This is a genomic window from Flavobacterium weaverense (assembly GCF_003688495.1).
GTDB classification, from domain to species: domain Bacteria; phylum Bacteroidota; class Bacteroidia; order Flavobacteriales; family Flavobacteriaceae; genus Flavobacterium; species Flavobacterium weaverense.
In genome coordinates this window covers 101,882-127,808 of the sequence record NZ_REFH01000007.1, presented here as the reverse complement: position 1 = coordinate 127,808, position 25,927 = coordinate 101,882, and the positions used below count along the sequence as shown (strand labels likewise).

Here is a 25,927-nt window from a genome sequence, read left to right as displayed (position 1 = left end):
GACCCTAGGAATTAAAATTTCGAGTTTCTATTTTCACCATTCGTATTGAAAAGAAGTAGATACATAGAAGTAAATTTTAATTAGTTTGTTTACTTTTCGATTTAATTGGCTTTGATTTTGAAATAAAAACGGCTTTCTCGCCAGTCCATTTGAAAGTTTCTGTCCACTTAGAAACATCTAAAACATAATTATTATTTTCACCTTCATTTTGATCGTATTCACCTTCTTCAATATTTTTAAGTATTAAATCAGGTTTTCCACCAGCTTCTTTTGGAAATATAAAATTTTCAACATAGTAATAAACACCTGCATCACTTACTTCTCTTTTTTCTGGTAATTCTAAAAAAGCATTTCCGTTCCAACCAAAATAGTAGTATAGTGTTGGAATACCACAAGCTTCGCCGCTAAAATTGATCCTATAAATATCTAATAAATTAGCTAAACCTAAATTTCCAATAGTTTTATTTTGAAAGTAAAAGCTTCCTCCAAGAGGTTTTAATACGGTTTTTTGACCGACAAGAGTATTGTTTTCGTCTAAAATTTTTACTGAAATTGTAACATTACTAATTTCGTAATCTTCCGATTCCTTTTTAGTTTCAATTTTATCTATCAGCGTGAGATAAGTAAAATTGTCTTTTTTAAAATATCCAAGTGCTACAAAGCCTTTCCACAAATATCCTTTAGTTAATTTTCCTGAATTATTTTCATATTCTATTTCGACCCAAGACACATTTAGACCTTTAATATTTAAATCATTGCCTGTCGTTTTTAGCACTTTTATCTTTTTACCCACTTGCAAAGAATCTAATGATCGCGATTGTACAGAGGGCAATTCTCTAACATAGCAATTAGCAGCACCAACTATTGCTTCATGCACTTCGTATTCATTCCAGTAATAATTATGACTACTCTTTTCTTGACTAAATGCCAAAAAAGAAATTAATATAAAAACTAAAAATAATAGCTTTTTCATAATGTTCAAAATAAAAAAATTCCACAAACTCAGATAAATGATTACCAAATTTGTGGAATTAAAAAAATAAATTTTTATTTATAAATTGTCTTTGATTTTTTGAGCTAACGCTTCAAATTCTTCTTTTGTCAGTGATACTTTATTTTGAAAACGCATTTCATCCATTTCATTTAATGGAATCAAATGTACATGAGCATGTGGCACTTCGAGCCCAACGACCGCCATTCCTACTCGCTTGCAGGGAACTGATTTTTCTAAAGCAATAGCAATTTTTCGTGAAAATTGCATCAATCCAACATATAAATCCTCTTCCATTTCAAAAATCTTATCGATTTCTTTTTTTGGAATACAAAGCGTATGTCCTTTGGCATTCGGATTTACATCAAGAAATGCTAAAAAATTATCATCCTCTGCTATCTTATAGCAAGGAATTTCTTTATTGACTATTTTAGTAAAAATACTTGACATTTAAAAAATAATTTTTTGGTTAAAATAAAGCTATTTAGTCTCTTGTAATTTCTAAAATTTCAAATTTCAAAACTCCGTTTGGAACTGTAATTTCAGCAACTTCTCCCACAGATTTTCCAAGTAAACCTTTACCAATAGGTGAAGTAACTGAGATTTTTCCAGCTTTTAAATCGGCTTCATTTTCAGCAACAAGAGTATATTTCATCTCCATGCCGTTAGTTTGATTTTTAATCTTCACAATCGATAAAACTAACACTTTAGAAAGATCTAAATGCGTTTCATCAATTAAGCGAGCATTTGAATGCACCTCTTCTAATTTAGCAATGCGCATTTCTAGCATTCCTTGAGCTTCTTTTGCTGCATCGTACTCAGCATTTTCAGAAAGATCACCTTTATCTCTTGCTTCAGCAATATCTGCAGAGGCTTTTGGACGCATTACACTCTTCAAATAATCCAACTCTTCCCTTAATTTCTTTAACCCATCTGCGCTGTAATACGATACTGTACTCATAACTTCCTTATTTATATAAATAGAAAAAATCCCATCGGGACGGGATTTGTTTCCACAAAGATACTATTATTTTTTTTTCGTCTATAAATATATGTTAATCATATATAATTCAAAGTTAAATAAATTAAATTTGTTTCGCTAATACTTTGACACTATTTTAAAATGAAAAAATATTCCTTCTTTTTCTTAATTTTCCCTCTACTTTTTTCGTGCAGCGATTCTGGTTTTAAGAATACTAATCCTTACTTACCTAATTACTCTGTGCTTATAGACCTCAACTTAAATTTACCAGAATACTCCAATTTAAAATTTATTAGCAATGCTGTTTTAATAACTGGGAAAGGAGTTCGTGGCGTCATCGTTTTTAATACTGGAAGCGGTTACAATGCATTTGATGCCGCATGTCCCAATCAAACTTTAGCATCTTGCTCCACAATGACTATTAAAGGAATAAATGCTGTCTGTGCATGCGATAGTGAAGAATACAGTTTATTTACCGGACAAGGAAAATTACAATATCCGTTGAAACAATATCGAGTAGAAGTTAACGGTACAGTTTTACGAGTTTATAATTAAAAAAAAGGCTGAAAGAATAATTCTTTCAGCCTTTTTTTTAATAAAAATTTTCAATTAAAATTTCAAAGTTAATCCTACTAAAAAGTTAATTCCTGCTTGAGGATAATAACCTGCTCCTTCAAATGTAGCAATAGCTGGAGGATTAGATTCATCATCATCGAAAGTATAGAAGAAACCATTAGAAATGTATTTATAGTCAAAGATGTTGTTCACTAAAGCTGAAAGATAAATTGATTTGAAAACCGCTTTTGGAGTAAACTCATACGAAACATTCAAATCATTTGTAAAATAGGATTTAAGCTTAGAGCCTTCGGCATCAATATTTGCCATGTATTGCTCACCAACATATTTCGATAAAAATGATATTTGAAGATTTTTTGTTGGCACAAAGCTCACAATATTTCCTGCAATAAAATCAGGTGAAAAAGCAATATTAGTATCGCCTAATGATGTTAAGACACCATCTCTTTTAAAGAAAAAATCTTTATTTTTATTCGAACTAATGGTTACGTTTGGTCTAATAAATAAATTGTTTAAAATCGAAATTGTCGCATCAAGTTCAATTCCTAAACGGTAACTATCGCCACTGTTTTCACGAATTGGTGCTCCTACATCGTCTAAAGCTCCAGTAACGGTCAATTGATCCTTGTAAGCCATGTAATACACATTAGCATTCAATTTTAATTTTGAATCCACATGACGCATTCCTAATTCAAAATCATTTAGTTTTTCTGGCCTCGGACTTCCGTTTTCATAATCGTTTCTATTTGGTTCGCGATTCGCTCTTGCATATGAAAAATACAAGGCGTTTTTAGGGTTGAGTTCATAATTTAAACCCGCTTTAGGATTAAAGAAATTGAAGTTGTCATTGACTAAACCAGCTTCGGCATTATTGGCTTTATAATGAACATTTCTAACTTGCAAATCTCCGTATAAATTTAACTTTTCAGTGATTTGATAGTTTGCTTTTGCAAAAATATTTTCATCAGTTTTAGTAGCAGAATCATCATAATAATGATCGTCTAATTCTGATTTTGAAGCATAGCGCGCCCAAATAATTCTTCCAAAGTGATTTCCTTCATATTTATTATAACCTCCACCAAAAATAATATTAAGCTTTTCCTCTTTATAATTTGCCGAAAAAGTAGCTCCATAAAAATCATTTACCAACCATTTCTGACGAATCAAATCTGTCCTATTTATAGTTGTTCCATTAATAACAATTGGAGTTAATCCGTAACCCGCAAATTTCTGATTCTCTTTATAATTTTCATAAAACCCTTCCCCTTTAGTGTAATGAAAAGCTAAATTAGTACTCCAATTTTCACTAGCTTTTTCGTTCCAATGCAATTGGTAATGATCTTGTTGGTAATTATCAGTTTCGTTTTCATAAAATCGAAGTTGTCCAAATTCATCCTTATACTTACCAGCAGGATTAAATGTTCGGTCATTTTTTAATTTATCCAAATCTTCTAAACCGTTCCAAGATTGATACGTTTTTTGATTTCCACCAAAAGCTAAAGCTTTGATTAAAGTCGTTTCCCCAAGATAAGTTCCCTGCAAGAAATAGGATTTCATATCAGAAGAAGCTCTGTCAATATACCCGTCTGATTTTAGTGCGGAAAGACGACCAGCGATTTCAAAATGGTCATTCATCAAACCCGTACTAAATTTCACAGTGTGTTTTCTAGTGTTGAAACTACCAAAAGAATTAGATATTTCACCAGTGCTTTCTTTAGCGTAAGTATCAGTCAGCATATTCAAACTAGCACCAAAAGCACCTGCACCGTTTGTTGAAGTTCCTACTCCACGCTGCAACTGCAGACTTTCTACCGAAGAAGCAAAATCAGGCATATTAACCCAAAAGGTTCCATGACTTTCAGAATCATTATAAGGAATTCCATTAATAGTTACATTCACACGAGTGGCATCACTTCCACGCACGCGAATTCCTGTGTAGCCTACTCCATTTCCCGCATCAGTAGTGGTTACAACTGATGGTAAATAATTCATTAAAATAGGAATGTCTTGACCAAGATTGCGAGATTTGATGTCTTTCTTGCTTAGATTACTAAAACTAACTGGTGTTTTAGAATTGGCACGAACAGCCGAAACTAGAACTTCATCTAATTGATTGACTTTAGTAGTGTCTTTTACTTGCGCAAAAGATCCGATAGAAGATAAAGAAAAGAAGATAGACACTAAAAAAGTTACATTTTGTGCCTTTGTGCCTTTTCGGCTAGAAAAATTGTAAATAGTTTTCATCCGTAAAAAAGATTACGAATAAAAGGGGGAATTATTCTTTTTTTAAATTATTGATTGTTTACTACGATATAAATATAGTGTGCACGCTAACATTATATCGTTTTTTCCCTTAGCAACATTACTTGCTCAGGTTCGTTGGGTATGATCTCAGCCTGTCATTCTGAATTTTCAGAATCTAAGCACCCCTTTGAGACGGCGCAAAGATAAACCTATAAATTCCAAGAATCCAAATACAAATTCTAAAAAAATCAATAGTCAGGCTTTCTTCTTGTCTTCTTAATTTCAGAAATAGTTTTTTTATACTTTATTCGCTTTCTAATTACCGATTTAGGAATTTTTGTTGGTTTTCGTTCCTTGGGAATTATCAAGCCATTTTTCACAATAGCCAAAAAGCGCTTTGTTACAATTTCTTTATTTTTCAGTTGGCTTCTATCTTCGTCACAATTTAAAATTAAGACTAAATCGTTAGTTAACCTCGACGACAAATTAGTTTCTAAAAGCAACTTCTCTTCATCAGAAAGTGCTTGAGAATTTTTTAAATCAAAACTCAGTACCACTTTTGAAGAAACTTTGTTTACGTTCTGCCCTCCCGCTCCGCTGCTTCGAACCGCTTTATAAGTAACTTCAGATAAAATTTTATCTATTTCCATTGCATGTAAATTTTTTATTTAGAAATCTGATGTCCTGGTTTCAACAAATCATTGACTGTTTTAACAGGATTAAAAGTCACTAAGGGCACCTCAACAAAAATACTAATCCAGTTTGCCATCGCTCCATTCCACAAGCCAGGTAACTCATAGGATTTTATATTTTTGCCAAAAGTATTTTTTTCGACAATAAAGCCCGCATTAGTATCAACAAATTGAACCAAATTAAACTTTTCGTTTTGATAATTCTTGACTCCACATACTAAGTCCACTGGATTAAAATGAGTAGATGTATTTAAAATATATTTTTGATCTTCATTATTTAAATCTACTTGCGAACTTTCAACAATCTGCAAGGATACTATTCCGTTTTTATCTAAAACCCAGAATGGTCCGCCTCCTGGCTCACCTTCATTTTGCACCATTCCACATACACGAATTGGTTTATTTAACATGGTTTTTAAATATTGAAGTTTTTCACTCAACGGTAAACTACTTAGAGCAACTTTAATATTCAACTGCAAGCTCATAAACGAACAAATCTCCTCTATCTCTTTTTCTGTTAATTCTTTACTTTCTATTAAATGTAAATAAGTGAATATCTGCTGCTGCAATTCTAGAAGTATTCCTGCTAATGCGTTTTTGTAAAGCGCAATTCTATCACTATGATTATGAATTACGTTATCAATATTTTTAACAAAAATAATATCAGCATATAAATCATTTAAGTTTTGTATTAACGAACCGTGACCTCCAGGTCTAAATACCAAGGTACCATTTCTATCTCTAAGTACTTCATTATTTAAATCAACTGCTATGGAATCAGTACTCTTATTTTGGTAAGAATAGCTCACATTTATATTAGTGTTGAACTTTTCTTGAACGTCATTTTTCACCAAGCCGACAATCTCCTCAAATTGACTTTGATGTTCTTCAGAAATTGTGAAATGCAACTGCGACTTATCATTAGAAGTTCCGTAGTAAGCGCACTCATACAAATGTTCTTGAACAGGAGTTGCTATTGTATTTTTATATTTATGAAAAGGTAGTATTGCTTTTGGCTTATTAGCATAATTAAATTCCGTAGAGGAAAGTAATTCTTTAATAAAATAATAATTCTTACAATCATTTTCTAAAGAATCAAAATCCACTAACTCTGTTCTTAGCTTTTGATCAATTAACTCAAAAAAAGGAAACTTGTTCATAGCAATAATAAAAAGGGACAAATCACTGTCTTTCTTCCTATTGATATATGCGTTGATCGATTCTGTTTCTAACTTATATTCCTCAATAAAGGTGATTAAGAACTTGAACATTCTAGTTGCAGCGCCAGATGCAGGCACAAACTTTAATAAAGTTAAAGATTGCTTCTTACTAGTGAACAGATCAGCTTTGTCTTTTAAATCAGCATCAGAAAGCTTCAAAATTCCATTATCGATAGAAGCTGGACTGATTAAAACCGTTTTAGAAATTCCAGTTTTTAGAAATTCCAGTTGCTTTTGAATGTTTGCTATTGCAATACCATGATTATAGATTTGGACAAAATCAGTAGATGAAAAGCCTAAACTTTTAGCGATAGATAAATCTTCTAAAATAGCAATTGCCATTTTTAGCCGTAATTCTTTATTACCAGTTAGTTTAATAAAAGGTTTTTTATTGTCAACTAGTGACTTTTTAAATATCTTAAAAACACTTTCACGACCTTCGGCTTTGTCTCTTATGTCATCTTTTTCCCAAGGCACATCAATATCAGTAAGAAAAAACAAATCATATTCATGCTCTTTCGCAGCAGCGTCAAGTATAGGTTCGCAAAAGTTATAATACACTTCAGAATAAACCTTTGTTACCAAAATATTAGTGTCACAAAAAAGATATTTATTGGCAACAGCCAGTCTCTCATTTTCTAACTTCACCTGGCCGTAAGCAATAGGTAAAATATCAATTATGTCACAAGTTTGATTCCCTCCATTCCATTTTTGCTGAAGATAATCCCTCGCAAATTCAGGAACCCAAGCCGTCTCATAATGCGCCGCGAGTTGTTTTGCTAAGGTTGTTTTGCCTGTACTTTCAGGACCAAACAATGCAATTTTTATAACGGCAGATTTTTTTTGTTTAAGATTTTTCTCCATTCTAAATAGCCATAAATGGCAATAATTGTAAATACTATATATTGAAAACTAGTAAAAGTATATCCCTTTGCTAAATACAGTGGGATAGAAAGTATGTCTCCAACAATCCAAAATATCCAGTTTTCTATTTTTCTCTTGGCCATAAGCCACATTCCTACAAAGAAAATTCCCGTCAGTAACGTATCTAAATAGGAATACCAACTTGTAAACTTATTAAAATACAAATAGACTAGTATAACAAAAACAAGAGTAGCTATAAAAATAATTACGGCCATCTTTTTCTCTTTTAACGTCATAATCGATATAGGAAACTCTTCAACGTTATCTTTTTTACGAGTCCAATGATACCAACCGTAAATACTCATTATAAAATAATACACATTAATCATTGAATCGCCTAATAAACTCCACTGCCATAATAAATAGGCGTAAATCGAAGTGCTTATTAATCCTGTAGGAAAAACTAAAATATTATCTTTTTTAGCATACCAAACACTACATAATCCAAAAAACACTGCAATAAGCTCTAAGTAAACTTCATGAAGTGGATACGTACTATATTGAGCAAAAAAATAATCAAACATAAAAGTTTATATTTTATCCAAATTAAAAAATTCTATATTATTTTCAAAAGCAGTTCCAATTACGACTAGATCAGCTCCCGCTTCATACGCATCTTGAATCCCTTGTAAACTTACAATTCCGCCACCTACAATTAAAGGAATTTCTATATTTCTAGAAACTAAGTCAATCATTGTTAAAGGAACCGCTTGTTTAGCTCCACTTCCAGCTTCTAGATAAATTAATTTTTTACCAAGCATCTCACCTGCTTGAGCTGTTGCCAAAGCTAAAGAATCATTTTTCCTATCTAATGGTTTGGTTTTGCTAACACGTTGCACCGCAGTTTCGCTTCCACTTTCTATCAATATATAACCCGTAGAAATAATTTCTAAATCGGTTTCTTTTAAAATTGGCGCTGCCTGCACTTGATGTTCTATTAGATAATCAGAATTTCTCCCGGATAGCAAGGATAAAAATAGTATTCCATCAGCTTGATTAGAAATTTGGGACGGATTACCTGGAAAAAGAACAACGGGCAAAATGCAGCTCTCTTTTATTTTCAATATTAATTTGTCTAAAATATTATTTTGAACGAGGCTTCCGCCAATGAAAACATGTGAAGCAGGTGATTGATTTATTTTAGCAATCAGATTATCTATTTCTGACCAAATAATCTTGTCTGGATCCAGTAGAATTGCCAGTAACTTTTGCCTGTTTAGCTTAGCATTTAGTATCTGGTTGTATATATTCTCCTTTCTATTTTTCATAATTGGCGTAAAAGTATCCTTTTTTGTGAAAGTTAGCATTACTTTAAGAAAACTTATCTTTGTTTGTAGATATCTAATCTAATAGTAAAAAGCGCATGATCCCAATAGAAATTATCGAAAAATATGATGCAGTGCGAAGGTTTTATAAAAAATCAGAAATAATTTTTGAAAAGGATAGTTTTGCTACGCATTATTACCAAATCATTTCAGGATCAGTCAAAATGAATAACTTCAATGACGAAGGTCGAGAATTCATTCAAGGATTTTTTACAGTACATCAGTGTTTTGGCGAACCTCCATTGTTTTTAGAAAGAACGTATCCCGCTAATGCCGAAGCTGTTGAAGACTCCGAGCTAATTTGTGTTTCAAAACCAAACTTTTTGAAACTAATCGCTGAAAACCCAAGTGTTTCAATAATAATGATTAAAAATTTAGCGCAACGTCTGCATTACAAATCGGTTATGGCCGCTGAAATATCAACAGAAGACTCAGAGCATCGCTTGTTACAATTATTTGATTATTCAATCACCTATTTTAATTTTAAAAAGGAGCAAGAAGGTTTTCATATTGATTTGACTCGGCAACAAATGGGAGACTTGACGGGACTTCGTGTCGAGACAGTAATTAGAACTATCAAAACATTGGAAAAAAAATCAGAAGTAAAAATTGTCAATAGAAAAGTATATCGTTAAGCGTAGAAAATCTTTGGGATATCTGACAGCACTAAAAACATCAGATAACAAATTCTCAAAAAATTAAAAACATAATTATCCCTTTGGGGTCATTATGATATAGGTCATAAAAAGTTGAATTGAAGAGGCTGTAAATTTGTAATAACAAAAATCTCAACTATCATGACACTATATAACAAAACCCTTACTGACTTCAACAACAATTTTATTGGATTTGCTACATTAATCGTTATTGGACAAAGCTGTTTAGGATCAGCTGCTGCAATGAATATCCTTCGCAACGGAACAAGTTTAATACAAATGTTTCAATTAGGAATAATTGTTTTAATTTGCATGCTAGTTAACACTTCCATTTTAGCTCAAATGAAACATAAGGTAATTTTTAACCTTACTATTTTAAGCGTAATTTTAAGCATTTCCCTACTATTTATAAACAAGATTATCATCTAATGAAAAAGCAAATTGAAAACCGTTCCGATCTACAACTTTTAGTTAGGACCTTTTACGCTAAAATTAGGGCAGATCAGGAAATCGGTTTTTTCTTTAATGAAACGATAACCGACTGGGAAGAGCATTTAGAAAAGTTAACTGACTTCTGGGACATGAATGTTTTTGGCACAAAAAATTATCACGGAAATCCAATTATAGCTCACAATGCAGTAGACAAGCAATTTGATCAACAAATAACTTCAAATATTTTTGGAATTTGGTTGAATCACTGGTTTGCCACAATCGACGAACTTTTTGAAGGTGAAAATGCAGAAATTTTAAAACGAAGAGCTCAAAAAATGAGTACTTTTCTATTTATGAATATTTTTGAAAGCCGTGGGAAAGTTTAATTGCTTTCAGCTATCGATTATTTGAGAAGAAATATTGCCACGAAGTCTCAAAGGTAATAAGCTTTTGCTTATTTCTTTTAATAGATAAATTATCACGCTTTAGTATTGCTTTGTCACGCTGGAAGCGTCTATTAGAAAAACTCTTGATGATGAGACGCTTCCAGCGTGACAGCTAGCTGTGATTATGTTGGTGGAAAAAAATTTGTGCCTTTGTGCCTTTGCAGCAAAAAAAGCCAAGAAATATCAAAGACACTAAGCTTTTGCTTATTTCTTTACATAAATGAATTATTACACTTTAGTGTTACTTTGTCACGCTCGAAGCGACTATTACAATAACTCTTCAAGGTGAGACGCTTCCAGCGTGACAATTAGCTGTGATTGAGTTGGTAAAAAAAAATGGAGAAATAATTATACTCTTTAAAATATCTAAAACTTAAAGAAAACTCCACGAAGTATCAAAGCCACTAAGCTTTTTATTATTTCATTACATAAATAAATTATTACACTTTAGTATAACTTTGTCACGCTGGAAGCGTCTATTAAAAAGTTTTTAAAGACGTGACAATTCCAGCGTGACAATTAGATGTGATTGAGTTGGTAGAAAAAAAATTTGCGTCTTTGAGTTTTTGCGGCAAAAAAAGCAACGTAACTATTTTAAACACTTTCTTGAAAAGCATATACCAATGTAAAACCTTCAATTTCCTCAAAATAGATTTTGAAACTTTTAACTAAGCTATCATAATGTAATTCTGAAGTAGTCTCTTGAGTTTCTAAGTCAAAAGCATTGACTCTAATATGATTTTTAAAACTAATTCCTTTTTCATTCCTAATTTTGAAAATAGCCTCCTTTGCGCCCCAAATTACTGTGAGCTTTCGGATATACTCTTCGTTATTCGTTAAATATTGAAATTCAGAATCGCAAAACTTATCTGCGATTTTGATGATTTTCTCTCGTTGCAGTTCAATGTCGATTCCTACGGTCTCGTCACTGAGAATAATTGCAGAAAAATCATGGGAGTGGGTAATGGAAATATGCTTACCATCTTTTAGATGCGGTTTTCCAAAGTCATCATAATACAAATCAAAATCCGTATAGCCTGCCAAGTAGAATAATTTACGTACGCTCAAAAAAGCGCGTTGGTGTAATTGTGACTTCATTCCGGCAAGTCGGATGCTATTTTTTTCGTATAAAACAACGGCATCAAATAGGTCTTCAAAAGATTCCGTAATCTTCCAAACTAGAATTTGTGTGGTGGCATTAAATTGTATGGTCTTGAATAATGGCATGTTAGTATCGTGATCTCTAGCCCCGATAATAGTGGAAATCCTTTTTTAAGTCGCCCTTGCGATGAAAAAAAGATTGTAGCGGATAGCGGGAAATAGCTCCTTAAACTAAAAATAATTCAGTTTAAAAAAATTATTTTACTGATTTTTAAAAGATTACAAAATTAAACAATTCATAAATATTTAGGAATCCTTTTAAAATCATAACTTTATTACGTAATTTTGCAAAAAATTTACAATACAAATATACTATAAATGAGTACTACAACTATGCCTTTTGTGGCTTTCAAAGTAAAAGACATTTCTCTAGCGGCTTGGGGAAGAAAAGAAATTGAACTAGCTGAAGCTGAAATGCCAGGTTTAATGGCACTTCGTGCTGAATATAAAGACGAACAACCTCTTGCAGGTTCTCGTATTGCAGGATGTTTGCACATGACGATCCAAACTGCAGTTTTAATCGAAACATTAATCGCTCTTGGAGCTGAGGTTACTTGGTCTTCTTGTAACATTTTCTCTACTCAAGATCAAGCTGCTGCTGCTATTGCTGCTGCTGGAATTCAAGTTTACGCTTGGAAAGGTTTGAACGAAGAGGATTTTGACTGGTGTATTGAGCAAACATTATTCTTTGGTGAAGATAGAAAACCATTGAATATGATTCTTGATGACGGTGGAGATTTAACAAACATGGTTATCGATCGTTACCCAGAATTAGTTGCTGGAATCAAAGGATTGTCTGAAGAAACTACAACTGGAGTTCACAGACTTTACGAAAGAGTAAAAGCGGGAACTTTACCAATGCCTGCAATCAATGTTAATGACTCGGTTACTAAATCGAAATTTGACAACAAATACGGTTGTAAAGAAAGTGCTGTTGATGCTGTAAGAAGAGCGACAGACATTATGCTTGCTGGAAAAAGAGTTGTTGTTTGTGGATACGGTGACGTAGGAAAAGGAACTGCTGCTTCTTTTAGAGGTGCAGGATCTATTGTAACAGTCACTGAAATTGACCCAATTTGTGCTTTACAAGCTGCAATGGACGGTTTTGAAGTAAAACAATTAAATACTGTTGTTGGGAATGCTGATATTGTAATCACTACAACTGGAAATAAAGATATCGTTTTAGGATCTCACTTTGAGCAAATGAAAGATAAAACTATCGTTTGTAACATTGGGCACTTTGACAACGAAATTGATATGGCTTGGTTGAATACAAACCACGGTGCGTCTAAAGTTGAAATCAAACCACAAGTTGACAAATATACTATCGCTGGAAAAGATATTCTTATCCTTGCTGAAGGACGTTTAGTAAACTTAGGTTGTGCTACAGGTCACCCAAGTTTTGTAATGAGTAACTCTTTTACAAACCAAACTTTAGCTCAAATCGAATTATGGAAAAACAGCGCAGCATACAACAATGACGTGTATATGTTACCTAAACATTTAGATGAAAAAGTAGCTTTCTTACACTTGGCTAAATTAGGCGTTGAATTAGAAACATTGCGTGATGATCAAGCAGCTTACATTGGTGTAGAAGTATCAGGTCCTTACAAACCAGAATATTACAGATACTAGTCCGATTTGTCATTCCGACAAAGTAGGAATCTCATTTTAGATTTAAACCCTCACAGTAAACTGACTTAAATTCAGTTTGATTGTGAGGGTTTATATTTTTACAACTACAGAAACAAATCGTAACAACATATAAAAGCTGATTTTATGAAAAACTTTTTATTTTTAGGTATTGCTATTATCTTTGAGATTATTGCAACCTCAGCATTAAAAAAATCGGAAGAATTCACTAAGTTGATTCCAAGTATCATTACAATTGTTGGTTATTGTGGTGCATTTTACTTTTTGAGTTTTGCTATAAGAACCATTCCAATTGGAATTGCTTACGCAATCTGGTCTGGTGTTGGAATTGTTTTAATTACTATAATTGGTGCTGTTTTTTTTAAACAAATTCCAGACTTACCCGCAATTATCGGATTATCGTTAATTTTAATTGGCGTAACCGTAATCAATGTTTTTTCAAAAACTACAGGACATTGATTGTAAATGTCTTACAACAAAGTTTAAGATTCATTACTATTGCGTTTTTTTGGGCATGACCCTACGTAAAAACTGCGGGTCGGGCTATTCGCTGTATCTTTTGTTCCGCTAAAGCTTCACAAAAGGATGCCGCTGCTATCCCTCATGCTTCATAAAGAATCAGCCAATAAATATGCAACTTATCTTTAAATTACACCCTTTTATTTGTCATTGTGTAATTGACTCGTCCTTCCTGAGCAACTAAAGAATACGCTTTCTTCGTGAAAAAACTACCCTAAATAAAATAAAAGCGCAACAAATCATTATACGCATGGTTAAACCTTTCTAAGCATTTGACATCTAACAAGGAATCAACTCCATTCAGCATGTCAAAATACCATTTTATTTTTTTCTTTTTAATTTGCTCTTTATGCTCAAACGCTCAGGAAAAATTCACCATAAAAGGTAAAGTAATAGGCGCTAATGACAATTTCCCTTTAGAGTCAGCTACTGTTTATTTGACAACGGCAATAGATTCTGTCATGCTAGAATACACACTAACTGATAAAAACGGAGATTTTATATTTGCCGCAAAAAAGCAAGAAAAACCCGTTTTTTTAAAAGTGACTTATATGGGTTTTGAAACTCATAAAGAGGTAGTTCAGGAAATCAATAGTAATAAAGATTTTAAAATTATTTCGCTTATTGAATCAGCAAATATGCTTTCTGGCGTGACAATTATTACTGAAGAACCACCTATAAGAGTTAAAAATGATACTATCGAGTTCAAAGCTTCTCTGTTTAAAGTTCGCCCTGATTCAAATGTAGAGACACTACTAAAACAATTGCCTGGTTTTGAAGTCGACAGCGACGGAAAAATCACTGTGAATGGCAAAGAAGTAAACCAAGTTTTAGTGAACGGAAAACCCTTCTTTGATAGAGATGGCGCGATGGCCTTAAAAAACCTCCCTGCTGATATAATTAATAAAGTTCAAGTTTCAGATTACAAAACTAAAAAAGAGGAATATTCGAAGTCAGAGTCAACTTCTGATAATTCCAGCATCAACTTTACCATCGATAAAGACAAAAACAAAGGATATTTTGGTAAAATCTTGGGTGGTTACGGCACCGATGATCGCTATGAATCTAGTTTTATCGTCAATTTGTTTAATAACAATAGAAAGATAAGTCTTTTAGGATCTTCAAATAACATCAATGCCCCCGGTTTTTCTATGGATGAGGTTTTTGACAATATGGGAGGTGGACGAAACATTCGCGGTGGAAGCACAAATAATAATTCGAAGGGAATAACCAAATCAAATTTGCTCGGCCTTAATTATTCTGACGAATGGCTAAAAGGATTACAAGCATCTGGAAATTATAATTTTTCAAATACAGAAACAGATAATCTTTACAAATCAAAAACCATTAATTTCTTGCCAACAGGAAATTTCACTACTGAATCGCAATCCAAAACCAGTAGAGAAACTACAAGTAACAAAGCCGGCGTTGAACTAGAGTATAAAGCAATTCCAAGTATTAGAATTTTTGCTGCTCCAAAATTTTCAAATACAAAATCGAATAATTTCTCTGAATCGGAAAGTAGTTCTCGTGAAGAAAATGGCACTTTAAAAAATGCTTCGAATTCGAAATCAAACAAACAAAATGAGAATAATAGTTTTGGAAACTCCATTAATTTCAACAAATCTTTCGAAAAAAGAGCTCGGAATTTAAGTGTAGTGATAAATAACAACAACACTAAGTCAAGTTCAAATGGAATTACAAAATCAGAAACAAACTATTTTTCAACACAAACAACTGATAGCCGAAATCAAAAAAATAACAGTGAAAATACGAGCGACTCATATTCTGCTGAAATTGAATATACAGAACCAATCACTGATTCTATACGTTTCAAAATAGGCGCTGAGTACAATTACAAAAATTCAATAAATGATAATAAAACATTTAATTTTAACCCAACCGATCAATTATATTCGAATTTAAACATTTTACAATCGAATTATACTTCCTCCACTCAAAGCAGTTTTGCACCAACGGCAGGAATTCGTTTTGAGAAAAATAAATTTGTTGTTGATATAAATTCCTCAACTGCAATTGTGCAGTATGACAATCACTCTGATTATCTAAATCAAGCAACTGATTTAAATAAAAAATATAATTTACCAAATTTACGAGCTCAAATTCGCTATCGTATTGACCGTTCTAAATCGCTTACAACTAGATACAATTATTCCGTTTCTTTACCCTCTTCTAATCAGCTATTGCCTGTTACAAATTTAGCAAATCCTTTAAATACAATTATTGGAAACCCAAATTTAAGACCAAACGAAAAACATAGCGCTAATATCAATTATAGAAACTTTGATTTCCGTACCCGTTCCGGTTATACTTTCTATGTGAATAGCGATTTTTATTCTAGCGAAATTATCGCTTCCTCGATTTATGACGATAGTCGGAAAGCAACAACAACTTATGAAAACATTTCTGGAACGTATTCCATTACTGGAGGCGGAAGCTGGAATAAATCAGTAAAACAAGAATCAAATTTACTGCGTTACGGTTTGTCACTAAATACAAATCTCTCCACATCAAAAGGTTTCACTGACGGTGTTTTATTTGACGCTACTTCAGCTGGAATAAGACCAAATATCTATTTAAATTACGATTACGGAGCGTTTTTCACAGTCGCTCCATCATATAGTTTCTCTTATAACGAGACGAAGTATGACAATTATTTAACTAAATCAAGTTCTAATGTCGTTCACAGACTGAACTTACAAACCACTAGTTATTGGCCAAAAAACTGGACATGGGGAAATGATTTTGGATACACCTATAATTCAAAACTTTCATCTGATTTCAAAAAGGATTTCTACTTATGGAATACGAGTTTATCCTATAGTTTTTTCGAAAATAATATTATTGCTAAGGTGAAAGTCTACGATTTACTAAATCAAAACCAGAGTGCAACCCGAACTATTACGGCAACTACAATTCGGGATGACGAAAATACAATCTTAAAACGCTATGCTATTTTCTCGTTGACTTATAAAATTCAAGACTTCTCCGGAATGAAAAATCCTCCAGGCGGTAAAAATAATAGAGGAAATAGAAGAATGTCGATCGATTAAGAATTTAAAACAATTTGAAACAAAGCCCTTACTGTTAGTAGAGAGGGCTTTGTTTTATAGGTTTGGTCTTTGCAATTCGATTAAGTCAAATATTTAGAGATGACAATTATTTTTCAGGTAATTGAATTTAGGAGTTTCTACATTAATAAAATTTACTTTCTTTTTTCTGCAAAAAATCGCTTCATTAAATCAGCAGCTTCATCAGCTAGGATACCATTTACAACTTTAGTTTTAGGATGTAATTGTGTTCCCATTTTTACGTAACCACGATTATCATCTGTTGCACCATAAACGATTTTTGAAATCTGACTCCAGTACAAAGCGCCAGCACACATTTGACAAGGTTCAAGCGTAACATAAAGCGTACATCCTATTAAATATTTCCCTCCTAGAAAATTAGCGGCAGCAGTAATAGATTGCATTTCGGCATGAGCTGTTACATCATTTAATAGCTCCGTTAAGTTATGACTTCTAGCAATTATTTTATTATCAATTACAATAATAGCACCAACAGGAATTTCGCCTTTATCAAAAGCTGCTTCGGCTTCTTGCAAGGCCTTTTTCATAAAATACTCGTCGGTAAAAGGATTTATCATACTATTTATTTACAGATGGGAATTTATAATTTCCTCACAAAAATACATTTTTGAAAGGAAATTTTGTTACGTTTATATTCTATTTCAAATGAGTATGACTAAAAAATATCAAATTTCGGTTCCAGAACCTTGTCATGAAGACTGGAATCTTATGACTCATGAACAAAGTGGTAGATTTTGCAACAGCTGCTCTAAAAGTGTTGTTGACTTCACTAAAATGCTTCCGCAAGCGGTTCAAGAATTCTTTATTACAAATACTGATGAAAACATTTGTGGTCGATTTCAATTGAAACAACTAGATACAATAACGATCCAGATTCCTACTCAAGTATTATTTTCACAATTGAATTTTCATAAAATGTTTCTTTTAGCATTGTTTGTTTGCATGGGTACTACACTGTTTAGTTGCAAACAAGAAAATGGTGTCAAACAAAAAATTGAAAAAGTTGAGTTAGTAAAAGACAGCACAAAACTTAACTCTACAATTCTAGGAATGAAATTGCCTTCTAAAAATTTAGACACAGTAAATAAATTTCCAAATGTTTCAAGCACTCCGAAGCAAACTAAAAAAATAAAATCGATAAAAATCACTAAAAAGGACAGCATTATTGAGCCTATTATTGTTGGTAAACCAATGCGGGTCGAAACTAAAATTGAAGAATAAATCTACATGGGTGGAATAGCGATCTATACTAATCCAGAATTTGAAGTCGGAATGGAAAGTTTTAAAAATTATATCAAAACAAATTTTAAGTTTCCAGAAAAAGTCGGCAATGTAAATGACACCATTCAAGCTTCGTTTGTAATTAATAGAAACGGAATTTTAACTGATGCACAACTACTAAAAGACACCGATAATGAAATGGGTAAACAACTGATTCAACTATTAGAAAAATCTAAAAAATGGACTTCGGGAACTCAAAATGGAAAACTAACAAGCAATATGTTATCTATTACACTTTACATAAAAACGGAGATTTTAGAAAAATCTGTTTTTAGAACTAAGCATTATACCACAATTGATTCTACAGTTGTGAAGTATTAAGCGACGTTAGAAAACAACATTTCAACATTAAAACCCTAAATTTGCTTTTTACAAAAGAAATGAAAAGCAAATTACTTCAAAATATAAACAGTCCGGAAGATTTACGCTTGCTGAGTGAAGACCAACTTCCATTGGTAGCCAAGGAATTGCGTGATTTTATAATTGATATAATTTCAGTAAAAGAAGGACATTTAGGCGCTAGTTTAGGTGTAATCGAACTTACCATTGCGCTACATTATGTTTTTGACACGCCAAATGATTTATTAGTTTGGGACGTAGGACATCAAGCATACGGACATAAAATCCTAACTGGCCGAAGAGACAATTTTCACACTAACAGACAATTGGGAGGTATTTCTGGTTTTCCAAAAAGAAGTGAAAGTCATTACGACACTTTTGGCGTAGGTCACTCCTCTACTTCGATTTCAGCAGCATTAGGAATGGCAATTGCTTCTAATTTGAAAGGAGACTTTGAGAAACAACATATTGCAGTGATTGGTGATGCTTCGATAGCGTCAGGAATGGCTTTTGAAGGATTAAACCACGCGGGAGTTACTGATGCTAATTTATTAGTGATTTTAAATGACAACGCCATAGGAATTGATCCAAGCGTAGGAGCGCTTAAAAAGTACCTTACTGCTGTTAAAGAAGGAAAAAATCCAAGGCAGAACAATATGATAAAGTCTTTGAATTTTGATTATTCAGGTCCTATTGATGGTCATGATATTTTTGCAGTCATTAAAGAATTAAAGCGTTTACAAAAAATAAAAGGTCCAAAATTCCTTCACATCATAACTACAAAAGGAAAAGGATTAAAACAAGCAGAAGAAGATCAAGTGAAATATCATGCACCTGGAAAATTTGATGCAAGTACTGGCGAAATTCATAAAAAAATAGAGGAAAACCTTCCTCCAAAATACCAAGATGTTTTTGGCTTAACCGTTTTGGACTTAGCTCGAAAAAACGAAAAAATAATAGGAATCACTCCTGCGATGCCTTCTGGAAGTTCGTTGAATTTCATGATGAATGAATTCCCAGCGCGTGCCTTTGATGTTGGAATTGCTGAACAACACGCCGTAACGCTAGCAGCAGGAATGGCCACTCAAGGAATGATTGTATATTGCACAATCTATTCTACTTTTTTACAAAGAGCATACGACCAAGTAATTCACGATGTGGCTCTACAAAATTTACCCGTTATTTTTTGTCTTGATAGAGCTGGATTAGTTGGAGAAGATGGTGCGACACATCACGGCGTTTTTGACATCGCTTATTTACGTTGTATCCCTAATCTGATTGTCTATGCGCCAAGAAATGAAATCGAACTACAAAACATACTATATACCGCTCAATTAGGATTGCAACATCCTATCGCTATCCGTTATCCACGTGGAAGAGGAGTAATTGCCAATTGGCAGACAGAGCATTTTAGTAAATACAAAAAAACAGAAATCGGAAAAAGTATCGAAATAAAAACCGGTTCAAATGTTGCTGTTTTATCTAACGGTACGATTTCCAACAATATTTCTTTGGCTGTAGCCAAAATAACAAATCCAGATAATATTGCGCATTACGATTTTCCTTTTGTGAAACCATTAGACGAAAATCAATTACATTCTATTTTTAAAACCTTTAAAAATATTATTACAATTGAAGATGGAGTTGTAAAAGGTGGATTTGGAAGTGCTATAACTGAATTTGCCGCCGCTCACAATTATACCTCAAAAATTACAGTTTTAGGAATTCCAGATGAATTTATCGAGCATGGAACAGTAACTGAATTACAACAATACTGTAAAATTGACGTTAAAAGTCTTGAAATACTTTTTTCAACCTATTAAAATAATTATTTTGCCCTTTAAATATAACTACGCTAAAATGAAATCATTAACCTACACATTCTTTCTTCTTGCTTTTACAATCAGCTTTAATTCTTTTGCTCAAGAAACAAAAACAGTTACCTACTTATATGACTCGTTAGTACCTGCAACTAAAAAATTCGTTGTAGCGCAGCCGCGGGTTCCAGCCTTTAAAATAAGAACAAAAACACATTATCTTCCTTTTTCGCATTGGAGTCAAAAAAATACTTTAGGTTTTGATATTTCTGAAGTTGCATTTGTAAACTGGAATGCGGGAGGAACAAGTTCGATTTCAGGATTGTTAAAAGGAAAATTTCTAAGAAATTATAGTAGTCTTAATTCTAACTGGTCAAATGAATTGATATTTAGATACGGCGTTAATAAGCAAGACGGACAATCGATTAAGAAAACAGATGATGCATTACAAATCAACTCGTCTTTTGGCTACAGACATAATCCAAAATCAAACTGGTACCACTCTGTGAAATTTAATTTCAACACACAATTTACAAATGGTTACGCTTATCCAAATACAAGCAAGGCTATTTCTAAAACATTTGCGCCAGCATACATCTTTCTAGGAATGGGTGCTGAAAACATCAATAAAGAAAAAAATAGAACCTTTTATGTTTCTCCTTTTACATTTAAAACAACTCTAGTTTTAGATCAAACATTAGCAAATCAAGGTGCTTTTGGTGTTCCAAAAGCAATTTATGATGCCGACAAAAACATCATTGAAGAAGGTAAAAAATCTAAAATGGAATTGGGTTTCCTTATTACAAATAAATTTAAAAAGGAGATTCTTAAAAACATCAATTTAGAAAATCGCATTAGCTTGTATTCAGATTATATCAATCGTTTTGGTAACATTGATGTAAATTGTGACTTACAATTAGAATTGATTGTCAATCAATATGTGAAAGCAAATATTGGCGCTCACATTATTTATGATGATGATATTAAGTCAAAAAGAGAAATCGCAGGAGTCCAAGTGACTGAAGGCCCGAAGACGCAAGTAAGACAAGCAATCGGAGTTGGATTAGAATACGTTTTCTAATAAAAAAAGGCCTGAAAAGTATTTTTTCAGGCCTTTTTTTTTGTCTTATATAAATTGTCTTAATTCTTAACTGCAGTAATTGTTTTATAAAATAATAAAGCGTTTCCATCTGTAAGCATAGAAATAAAATGACAAATATGCAGCAATCGCTCGTACAAAGTCTCTTTCTCTAAATGATGTTTCTCTGGTAACAATTTAAGTATCAAAGAGTCATAATTAGATTCGTTTCCATCATATTTATTATTGTAAGCCGTGATAAATTTATCTAAAAGTGTCTGAATAATTTGATAACCTACAATCTCTTTTTCAATAACTTCCCTACTTTGATAAATATTATTAACGCTGATGCTAATTATATCGTCCATTTGAACTTTGTACTTACTCTTATCTGTCAAAGAATGAGGGAATTTGCCATTTAGGATTGCTTCTTCATTAGCTACAAAAACACTAACAGCATCATTGATTAAGCTTCCAATTGCCAAAGCACGCAGATAACTAATTCTATCTTCCTTAGTAGTTAGCGTTTTATATTTTGATGTGTCGATGCTGTCTTTTACTAATTTTATCAAGTATTCTAAAGCAAAATCTTCAGACACTAATCCTAAGTTTATACCATCTTCAAAGTCAATTATTGTGTAGCAAATATCATCGGCAGCTTCAACTAAATAAGCTAAAGGATGTCTCTCAAAACCAATATCACCTTCAGATTTATTTGGAATCATACCCATATCAGCGGCTACTTCTTCAAAAAACTTTTTGTCTGTTTGAAAAAAACCATATTTTTTATCAGCTATATTTCTGGTTGGTTTTTTAGGCAAACTTTCTTTTGGGTATTTCATGAAAGCACCTAAGGTTGCATATGAAATTCGGAGACCACCTTCAATTCCAGGACGACTCGCTGTTAAAACAGAAAAGCCATTCGCATTTCCTTCAAAATCTATTAAATCTTGCCACTCTTTATCAGAAACTTGGCCTTTGTATTTTTGTCCGTTCCCAATTGAGAAATATTCACCAATCGCTTTCTCACCTGAATGTCCAAAAGGTGGATTTCCAATATCATGTGCCAGTGAAGCCGCAGCTACAATAGCACCAAAATCATTCATGTGAAAACCATGTACTTCTTTAAGATGCGGATATTTTTCAATAATTTTTTTACCAACTAATCTACCTAATGAACGTCCCACAACTGAAACTTCTAAACTGTGCGTCAAACGCGTATGAACAAAGTCAGTTTTAGAGAGTGGAATCACCTGTGTTTTGTCCTGCAAACTTCTAAATGGTGCCGAAAAAACGATTCGGTCATAATCTACTTCAAAACCCAAACGCGTATCATCTTGTTCTACACGCAATCTTTTGCCTTTGTCGCCTTGCCTTCTTAATGATAAAAGTTGTTCCCAGTTCATTTTTATAAATTGTATTATTCTGAATTTTTATGAAGCGAATATAAAGAAAAGAAGCCATTCAAAATAAGAAAAAATCTTAATTACTCCCTACTCCATTTATTAAATTAAAAGGTCAATGCGGTACTATGCTTAATTTCCCCCATTACAAAAATACTTTCAGTATTGCCAATATTCTCTATAGTTGATAACTTATTCATGACAAAATCTTGATAACTGTTCATATTAGCCACTAATATTTTCAACATAAAATCGTAATCTCCCGCAATATTATAGCATTCAATAATTTCTGGAAGCGCTACAATATCTTTAACAAAATTAGCACCTACATTCCTAGCATGTTCCTTTAATCTCACATTGCAAAACACAATCATTCCTCTATTCATTTTTTCTTTATCTAAGAGCGCTACGTATTTCATAATATAGCCTTCACGTTCTAGCCTTTTAATACGCTCGTAAACTGGCGTTGCTGTCAAAAACAACTTAGCCGCGAGTTCTTTTATATTAATATTTGAGTTATCCTGTAGTTGTTTCAAAATTTGCAAATCAATTTTATCTAAATTTTCCATAGTACTTTTTACTGTTAAAATACGTTTAAAAAAAATATTCAGAACAAAAAACTATTAATTATTACTCTGACAATTATCTTTACTTAAAATAACGGCTAATTTAAGTATTAAATACTACTAGCATATCTTTGTATAGTAAAAAATACTAAATAAAAATGAAAACAAACAACCTTGGTTATCCACGTATTGGCAACAACAGAGAGTTAAAAAAAGCATGTGAATCCTACTGGGCAGGAAAAATTTCTATAGAAGAACTTACAGCTACAGGGAAAAATATTCGAAAACAAAACTGGCAATTGCAACAAAACGCCGGAATCGATTTAATACCTTCAAATGATTTTTCCTTTTATGACCAAGTATTAGATTTATCATTAACTGTAGGAGCAATTCCTAGCAGATATGAAGAAATTTCCAAAACAAACTCAAGCACTGATTTGTATTTTGCAATGGCTAGAGGTGCTCAAAAAAACGGTCAAGATGTTGTTGCCATGGAAATGACCAAGTGGTTTGATACGAATTATCACTACATCGTTCCGGAGTTTACTAAAAACCAAGAATTCAAATTGTTTTCTGAAAAAATAATAGATGAATTTAAGGAAGCTAATGATTTAGGCATCAAAACTAAACCCGTGCTCATAGGTCCTGTTTCTTATTTACTTCTAGGAAAAGAAAAAGAAGAGGGATTTCATAGAATAGATCTTATTGGCCGCTTGCTTCTTGTATACTTTGACATTCTAGAAAAACTACAAAATGAGAATGTCGAATACATTCAATTTGACGAGCCTTTCCTAGCTTTAAATTTGACAGATCAGGAAAGAAATGCAATTACCTATGTTTATAACGCTATAAATAAGCGTTTTCCTAAAATAAAATTAATACTAGCTAATTATTTTGATTGTTTTGGAGAAAACCTAGCAACCGTTTTAGCACTTCCTGTAGATACGATCCATTTAGATTTAGTGCGTTGCAAATTACAGTTAGATGACATTATAGAATCTGGGAAATTACTAAGTCATGTAAATCTGTCCCTTGGAGTAATTGACGGAAGAAATATCTGGAAAAATGATTTCAAAAATTCATTAGCATTAATAAAAAAAGCGACAGATGCATTTGGAGCAAACCGAATATTAATTGCTCCTTCTTGTTCACTTATTCATAGTCCATGCGATTTAGACTTAGAAAGTAATGACGCTACATTAACACCCGAAATTAAGCAGTGGTTCGCTTTTGCCAAACAAAAAATAAATGAAGTAGTCGTATTAAAACAACTCGCTTACAATGAAATCAATACAACCAATTCATTACACTTTCAAGAGAACATCATAGCTAACGAAAACCGAAAATCATCAAAATTAATCCACAATGACACTGTTAAAAACCGTGTAGCTAGTATCACAACAAACGATGATAACAGGCAAAATCCTTTTTCAATTCGAAGAGAAAAACAAATTGAGGTTTTGAAATTACCTTTGTTTCCCACAACAACTATAGGTTCTTTTCCCCAAACTATTGAGGTTCGTAGCTGGAGAGCAAAGTTTAAAAAAGGAGAATTAACTCAGCAACAGTATGATGATTTACTAAAAAAAGAAACAGAAGAAACCATTCGTTTCCAAGAAGAATCAGGTATAGATGTTTTAGTACATGGAGAATTTGAGCGCAATGATATGGTAGAATATTTTGGAGAGCAATTAGAAGGATTTACGTTTACAAAAAATGGCTGGGTACAAAGTTATGGCAGCCGCTGTGTAAAACCACCAATTATTTATGGAGATGTTTCTCGACCAAATCCTATGACAGTTAAATGGGCGCAATTTGCACAATCTCTGACGCCAAAATGGGTAAAAGGAATGCTCACTGGTCCAGTAACAATTTTACAATGGTCTTTTGTTAGAAACGATCAAGCTCGATCAGAAACCTGCACTCAAATCGCATTAGCAATAAGAGATGAAGTAATGGATTTAGAGAAAGCAGGAATAAAAATTATTCAAATCGACGAGCCAGCCATTAGAGAAGGATTACCATTGCGCAAAGAAGAATGGTCAAACTATTTAGACTGGGCGATTAAAGCGTTTAGAATTTCAGCAAGCGGAGTTCAAGATGACACTCAAATCCATACGCACATGTGCTACAGCGAATTTAATGATATCATCCAGAATATCGCCGATATGGATGCCGATGTAATTACGATTGAATGTTCGCGCTCTCAAATGGAATTATTGGATGCTTTCGCCAATTTTAAATATCCTAACGAAATTGGACCTGGTGTTTATGATATACATTCTCCACGCGTTCCCGCAAAAGAAGAGATGGTTAAATTACTAGAAAAAGCATCAGCAGTAATTCCGATAGATCAACTGTGGGTGAATCCTGATTGTGGTTTAAAAACCAGACATTGGGATGAAACTAAAAAAGCGCTTATTGAAATGGTTGCTGCCGCAAAACAGATGAGAATAGCTGTAGAAACTGATGCTTTTGCTTAAAATTAAATACAAAAAAGCCGTAGTAT

At 32.8% G+C, this 25,927-nt stretch carries 24 protein-coding genes; 12 read left to right on the top strand and 12 right to left on the bottom strand.

Annotation, left to right across the window (positions count from 1 at the left end; genetic code table 11):
• Nucleotides 1-76 precede the first annotated feature (76 nt).
• From BC961_RS00585 to greA, 3 genes are all read right to left on the bottom strand, one after another.
• Nucleotides 77-973, bottom strand: a complete 897-nt coding sequence (locus BC961_RS00585; protein ID WP_121923923.1) for an SH3 domain-containing protein — start codon at nt 971-973, stop codon at nt 77-79.
• A 78-nt stretch (nt 974-1,051) separates the two neighbouring features.
• Nucleotides 1,052-1,441 carry an HIT family protein gene (locus BC961_RS00580; protein ID WP_121923922.1) on the bottom strand — a complete coding sequence of 130 codons (390 nt, stop codon included), beginning with the start codon at nt 1,439-1,441 and terminating at the stop codon, nt 1,052-1,054.
• A gap of 34 nt (nt 1,442-1,475) precedes the next feature.
• Complete coding sequence (greA, locus tag BC961_RS00575) at nt 1,476-1,952, bottom strand: transcription elongation factor GreA (RefSeq protein ID WP_121923921.1); 477 nt, start codon at nt 1,950-1,952, stop codon at nt 1,476-1,478.
• A gap of 162 nt (nt 1,953-2,114) precedes the next feature.
• On the opposite strand from greA, the gene BC961_RS00570 reads away from it, so the two are divergent.
• On the top strand, nt 2,115-2,528 hold the full coding sequence (locus tag BC961_RS00570; protein ID WP_121923920.1) for a Rieske (2Fe-2S) protein: 414 nt from the start codon (nt 2,115-2,117) through the stop codon (nt 2,526-2,528).
• Nucleotides 2,529-2,582: 54 nt separating this feature from the next.
• Here BC961_RS00570 and BC961_RS00565 read toward each other — a convergent pair whose 3' ends face one another.
• From BC961_RS00565 to BC961_RS00545, 5 genes are all read right to left on the bottom strand, one after another.
• Entirely contained in the window at nt 2,583-4,793 is a 2,211-nt protein-coding gene (locus BC961_RS00565) for a TonB-dependent receptor (protein ID WP_121923919.1), read from the bottom strand.
• Nucleotides 4,794-5,041: 248 nt separating this feature from the next.
• Nucleotides 5,042-5,443 (bottom strand): alternative ribosome rescue aminoacyl-tRNA hydrolase ArfB, encoded by a 402-nt coding sequence (arfB, locus tag BC961_RS00560; protein ID WP_121923918.1) that lies wholly within the window; start codon nt 5,441-5,443, stop codon nt 5,042-5,044.
• A 14-nt stretch (nt 5,444-5,457) separates the two neighbouring features.
• On the bottom strand, nt 5,458-7,569 hold the full coding sequence (locus tag BC961_RS00555) for a DUF4301 family protein (RefSeq protein WP_121923917.1): 2,112 nt from the start codon (nt 7,567-7,569) through the stop codon (nt 5,458-5,460).
• Nucleotides 7,530-8,153, bottom strand: coding sequence for a nicotinamide riboside transporter PnuC (gene pnuC, locus BC961_RS00550; protein ID WP_121923916.1), 624 nt, complete (start codon nt 8,151-8,153; stop codon nt 7,530-7,532). Before pnuC ends, BC961_RS00555 begins: the two co-directional genes overlap by 40 nt.
• Before the next feature lie 6 nt (nt 8,154-8,159).
• Nucleotides 8,160-8,897: a geranylgeranylglyceryl/heptaprenylglyceryl phosphate synthase gene (locus BC961_RS00545; RefSeq protein WP_121924491.1), complete on the bottom strand. Its 738-nt coding sequence runs from the start codon at nt 8,895-8,897 to the stop codon at nt 8,160-8,162.
• A gap of 95 nt (nt 8,898-8,992) precedes the next feature.
• On the opposite strand from BC961_RS00545, the gene BC961_RS00540 reads away from it, so the two are divergent.
• The 3 genes from BC961_RS00540 to BC961_RS00530 all read left to right on the top strand — a co-directional run bounded on the left by BC961_RS00540 (nt 8,993) and on the right by BC961_RS00530 (nt 10,428).
• Nucleotides 8,993-9,589 carry a Crp/Fnr family transcriptional regulator gene (locus BC961_RS00540; protein WP_121923915.1) on the top strand — a complete coding sequence of 199 codons (597 nt, stop codon included), beginning with the start codon at nt 8,993-8,995 and terminating at the stop codon, nt 9,587-9,589.
• 162 nt (nt 9,590-9,751) lie between these two features.
• Entirely contained in the window at nt 9,752-10,039 is a 288-nt protein-coding gene (locus BC961_RS00535) for a hypothetical protein (protein ID WP_121923914.1), read from the top strand.
• Nucleotides 10,039-10,428 carry a group III truncated hemoglobin gene (locus BC961_RS00530; protein ID WP_121923913.1) on the top strand — a complete coding sequence of 130 codons (390 nt, stop codon included), beginning with the start codon at nt 10,039-10,041 and terminating at the stop codon, nt 10,426-10,428. Before BC961_RS00535 ends, BC961_RS00530 begins: the two co-directional genes overlap by 1 nt.
• 654 nt (nt 10,429-11,082) lie before the next feature.
• Here BC961_RS00530 and BC961_RS00525 read toward each other — a convergent pair.
• Entirely contained in the window at nt 11,083-11,715 is a 633-nt protein-coding gene (locus BC961_RS00525) for a 4'-phosphopantetheinyl transferase family protein (RefSeq protein ID WP_121923912.1), read from the bottom strand.
• A gap of 252 nt (nt 11,716-11,967) precedes the next feature.
• Here BC961_RS00525 and ahcY point away from each other — a divergent pair, with 252 nt between their 5' ends.
• The 3 genes from ahcY (at nt 11,968) to BC961_RS00510 (ending at nt 16,895) form a co-directional block, all read left to right on the top strand.
• Nucleotides 11,968-13,284, top strand: a complete 1,317-nt coding sequence (gene ahcY / locus BC961_RS00520) for an adenosylhomocysteinase (RefSeq protein WP_121923911.1) — start codon at nt 11,968-11,970, stop codon at nt 13,282-13,284.
• 144 nt (nt 13,285-13,428) lie between these two features.
• Nucleotides 13,429-13,761 carry a DMT family transporter gene (locus BC961_RS00515; protein ID WP_121923910.1) on the top strand — a complete coding sequence of 111 codons (333 nt, stop codon included), beginning with the start codon at nt 13,429-13,431 and terminating at the stop codon, nt 13,759-13,761.
• 365 nt (nt 13,762-14,126) lie between these two features.
• The gene (locus tag BC961_RS00510) at nt 14,127-16,895 is read left to right on the top strand and encodes an outer membrane beta-barrel protein (protein WP_121923909.1); all 2,769 of its coding nucleotides are present in this window, start codon (nt 14,127-14,129) and stop codon (nt 16,893-16,895) included.
• A 152-nt stretch (nt 16,896-17,047) separates the two neighbouring features.
• Here the strand turns inward: BC961_RS00510 and BC961_RS00505 are convergent, their stop codons facing one another.
• A complete protein-coding gene (locus tag BC961_RS00505) occupies nt 17,048-17,491 on the bottom strand; it encodes a nucleoside deaminase (RefSeq protein ID WP_121923908.1) in 444 nt (147 codons plus the stop codon).
• A gap of 94 nt (nt 17,492-17,585) precedes the next feature.
• On the opposite strand from BC961_RS00505, the gene BC961_RS00500 reads away from it, so the two are divergent.
• Genes BC961_RS00500 through BC961_RS00485 form a run of 4 tightly spaced genes read left to right on the top strand, consistent with a single transcriptional unit; the run spans nt 17,586 to nt 21,452 of the window.
• The gene (locus BC961_RS00500; protein ID WP_147440523.1) at nt 17,586-18,155 is read left to right on the top strand and encodes a hypothetical protein; all 570 of its coding nucleotides are present in this window, start codon (nt 17,586-17,588) and stop codon (nt 18,153-18,155) included.
• Nucleotides 18,156-18,161: 6 nt separating this feature from the next.
• Nucleotides 18,162-18,536 carry a hypothetical protein gene (locus BC961_RS00495; protein WP_121923906.1) on the top strand — a complete coding sequence of 125 codons (375 nt, stop codon included), beginning with the start codon at nt 18,162-18,164 and terminating at the stop codon, nt 18,534-18,536.
• Nucleotides 18,537-18,595: 59 nt separating this feature from the next.
• Entirely contained in the window at nt 18,596-20,377 is a 1,782-nt protein-coding gene (locus tag BC961_RS00490; RefSeq protein ID WP_121923905.1) for a 1-deoxy-D-xylulose-5-phosphate synthase, read from the top strand.
• Between the two features lie 37 nt (nt 20,378-20,414).
• On the top strand, nt 20,415-21,452 hold the full coding sequence (locus tag BC961_RS00485; RefSeq protein ID WP_121923904.1) for a DUF3078 domain-containing protein: 1,038 nt from the start codon (nt 20,415-20,417) through the stop codon (nt 21,450-21,452).
• A 59-nt stretch (nt 21,453-21,511) separates the two neighbouring features.
• On the opposite strand, the gene dgt is transcribed toward BC961_RS00485, so the two are convergent.
• Both dgt and BC961_RS00475 read right to left on the bottom strand, forming a co-directional pair.
• The gene (dgt, locus tag BC961_RS00480) at nt 21,512-22,855 is read right to left on the bottom strand and encodes a dGTP triphosphohydrolase (protein WP_121923903.1); all 1,344 of its coding nucleotides are present in this window, start codon (nt 22,853-22,855) and stop codon (nt 21,512-21,514) included.
• Between the two features lie 104 nt (nt 22,856-22,959).
• Complete coding sequence (locus BC961_RS00475; protein WP_121923902.1) at nt 22,960-23,421, bottom strand: Lrp/AsnC family transcriptional regulator; 462 nt, start codon at nt 23,419-23,421, stop codon at nt 22,960-22,962.
• 155 nt (nt 23,422-23,576) lie between these two features.
• Between BC961_RS00475 and metE the strand changes: the two genes are divergently transcribed.
• Nucleotides 23,577-25,901 carry a 5-methyltetrahydropteroyltriglutamate--homocysteine S-methyltransferase gene (gene metE, locus BC961_RS00470; RefSeq protein ID WP_121923901.1) on the top strand — a complete coding sequence of 775 codons (2,325 nt, stop codon included), beginning with the start codon at nt 23,577-23,579 and terminating at the stop codon, nt 25,899-25,901.
• The last annotated feature ends 26 nt before the right edge of the window (nt 25,902-25,927 follow it).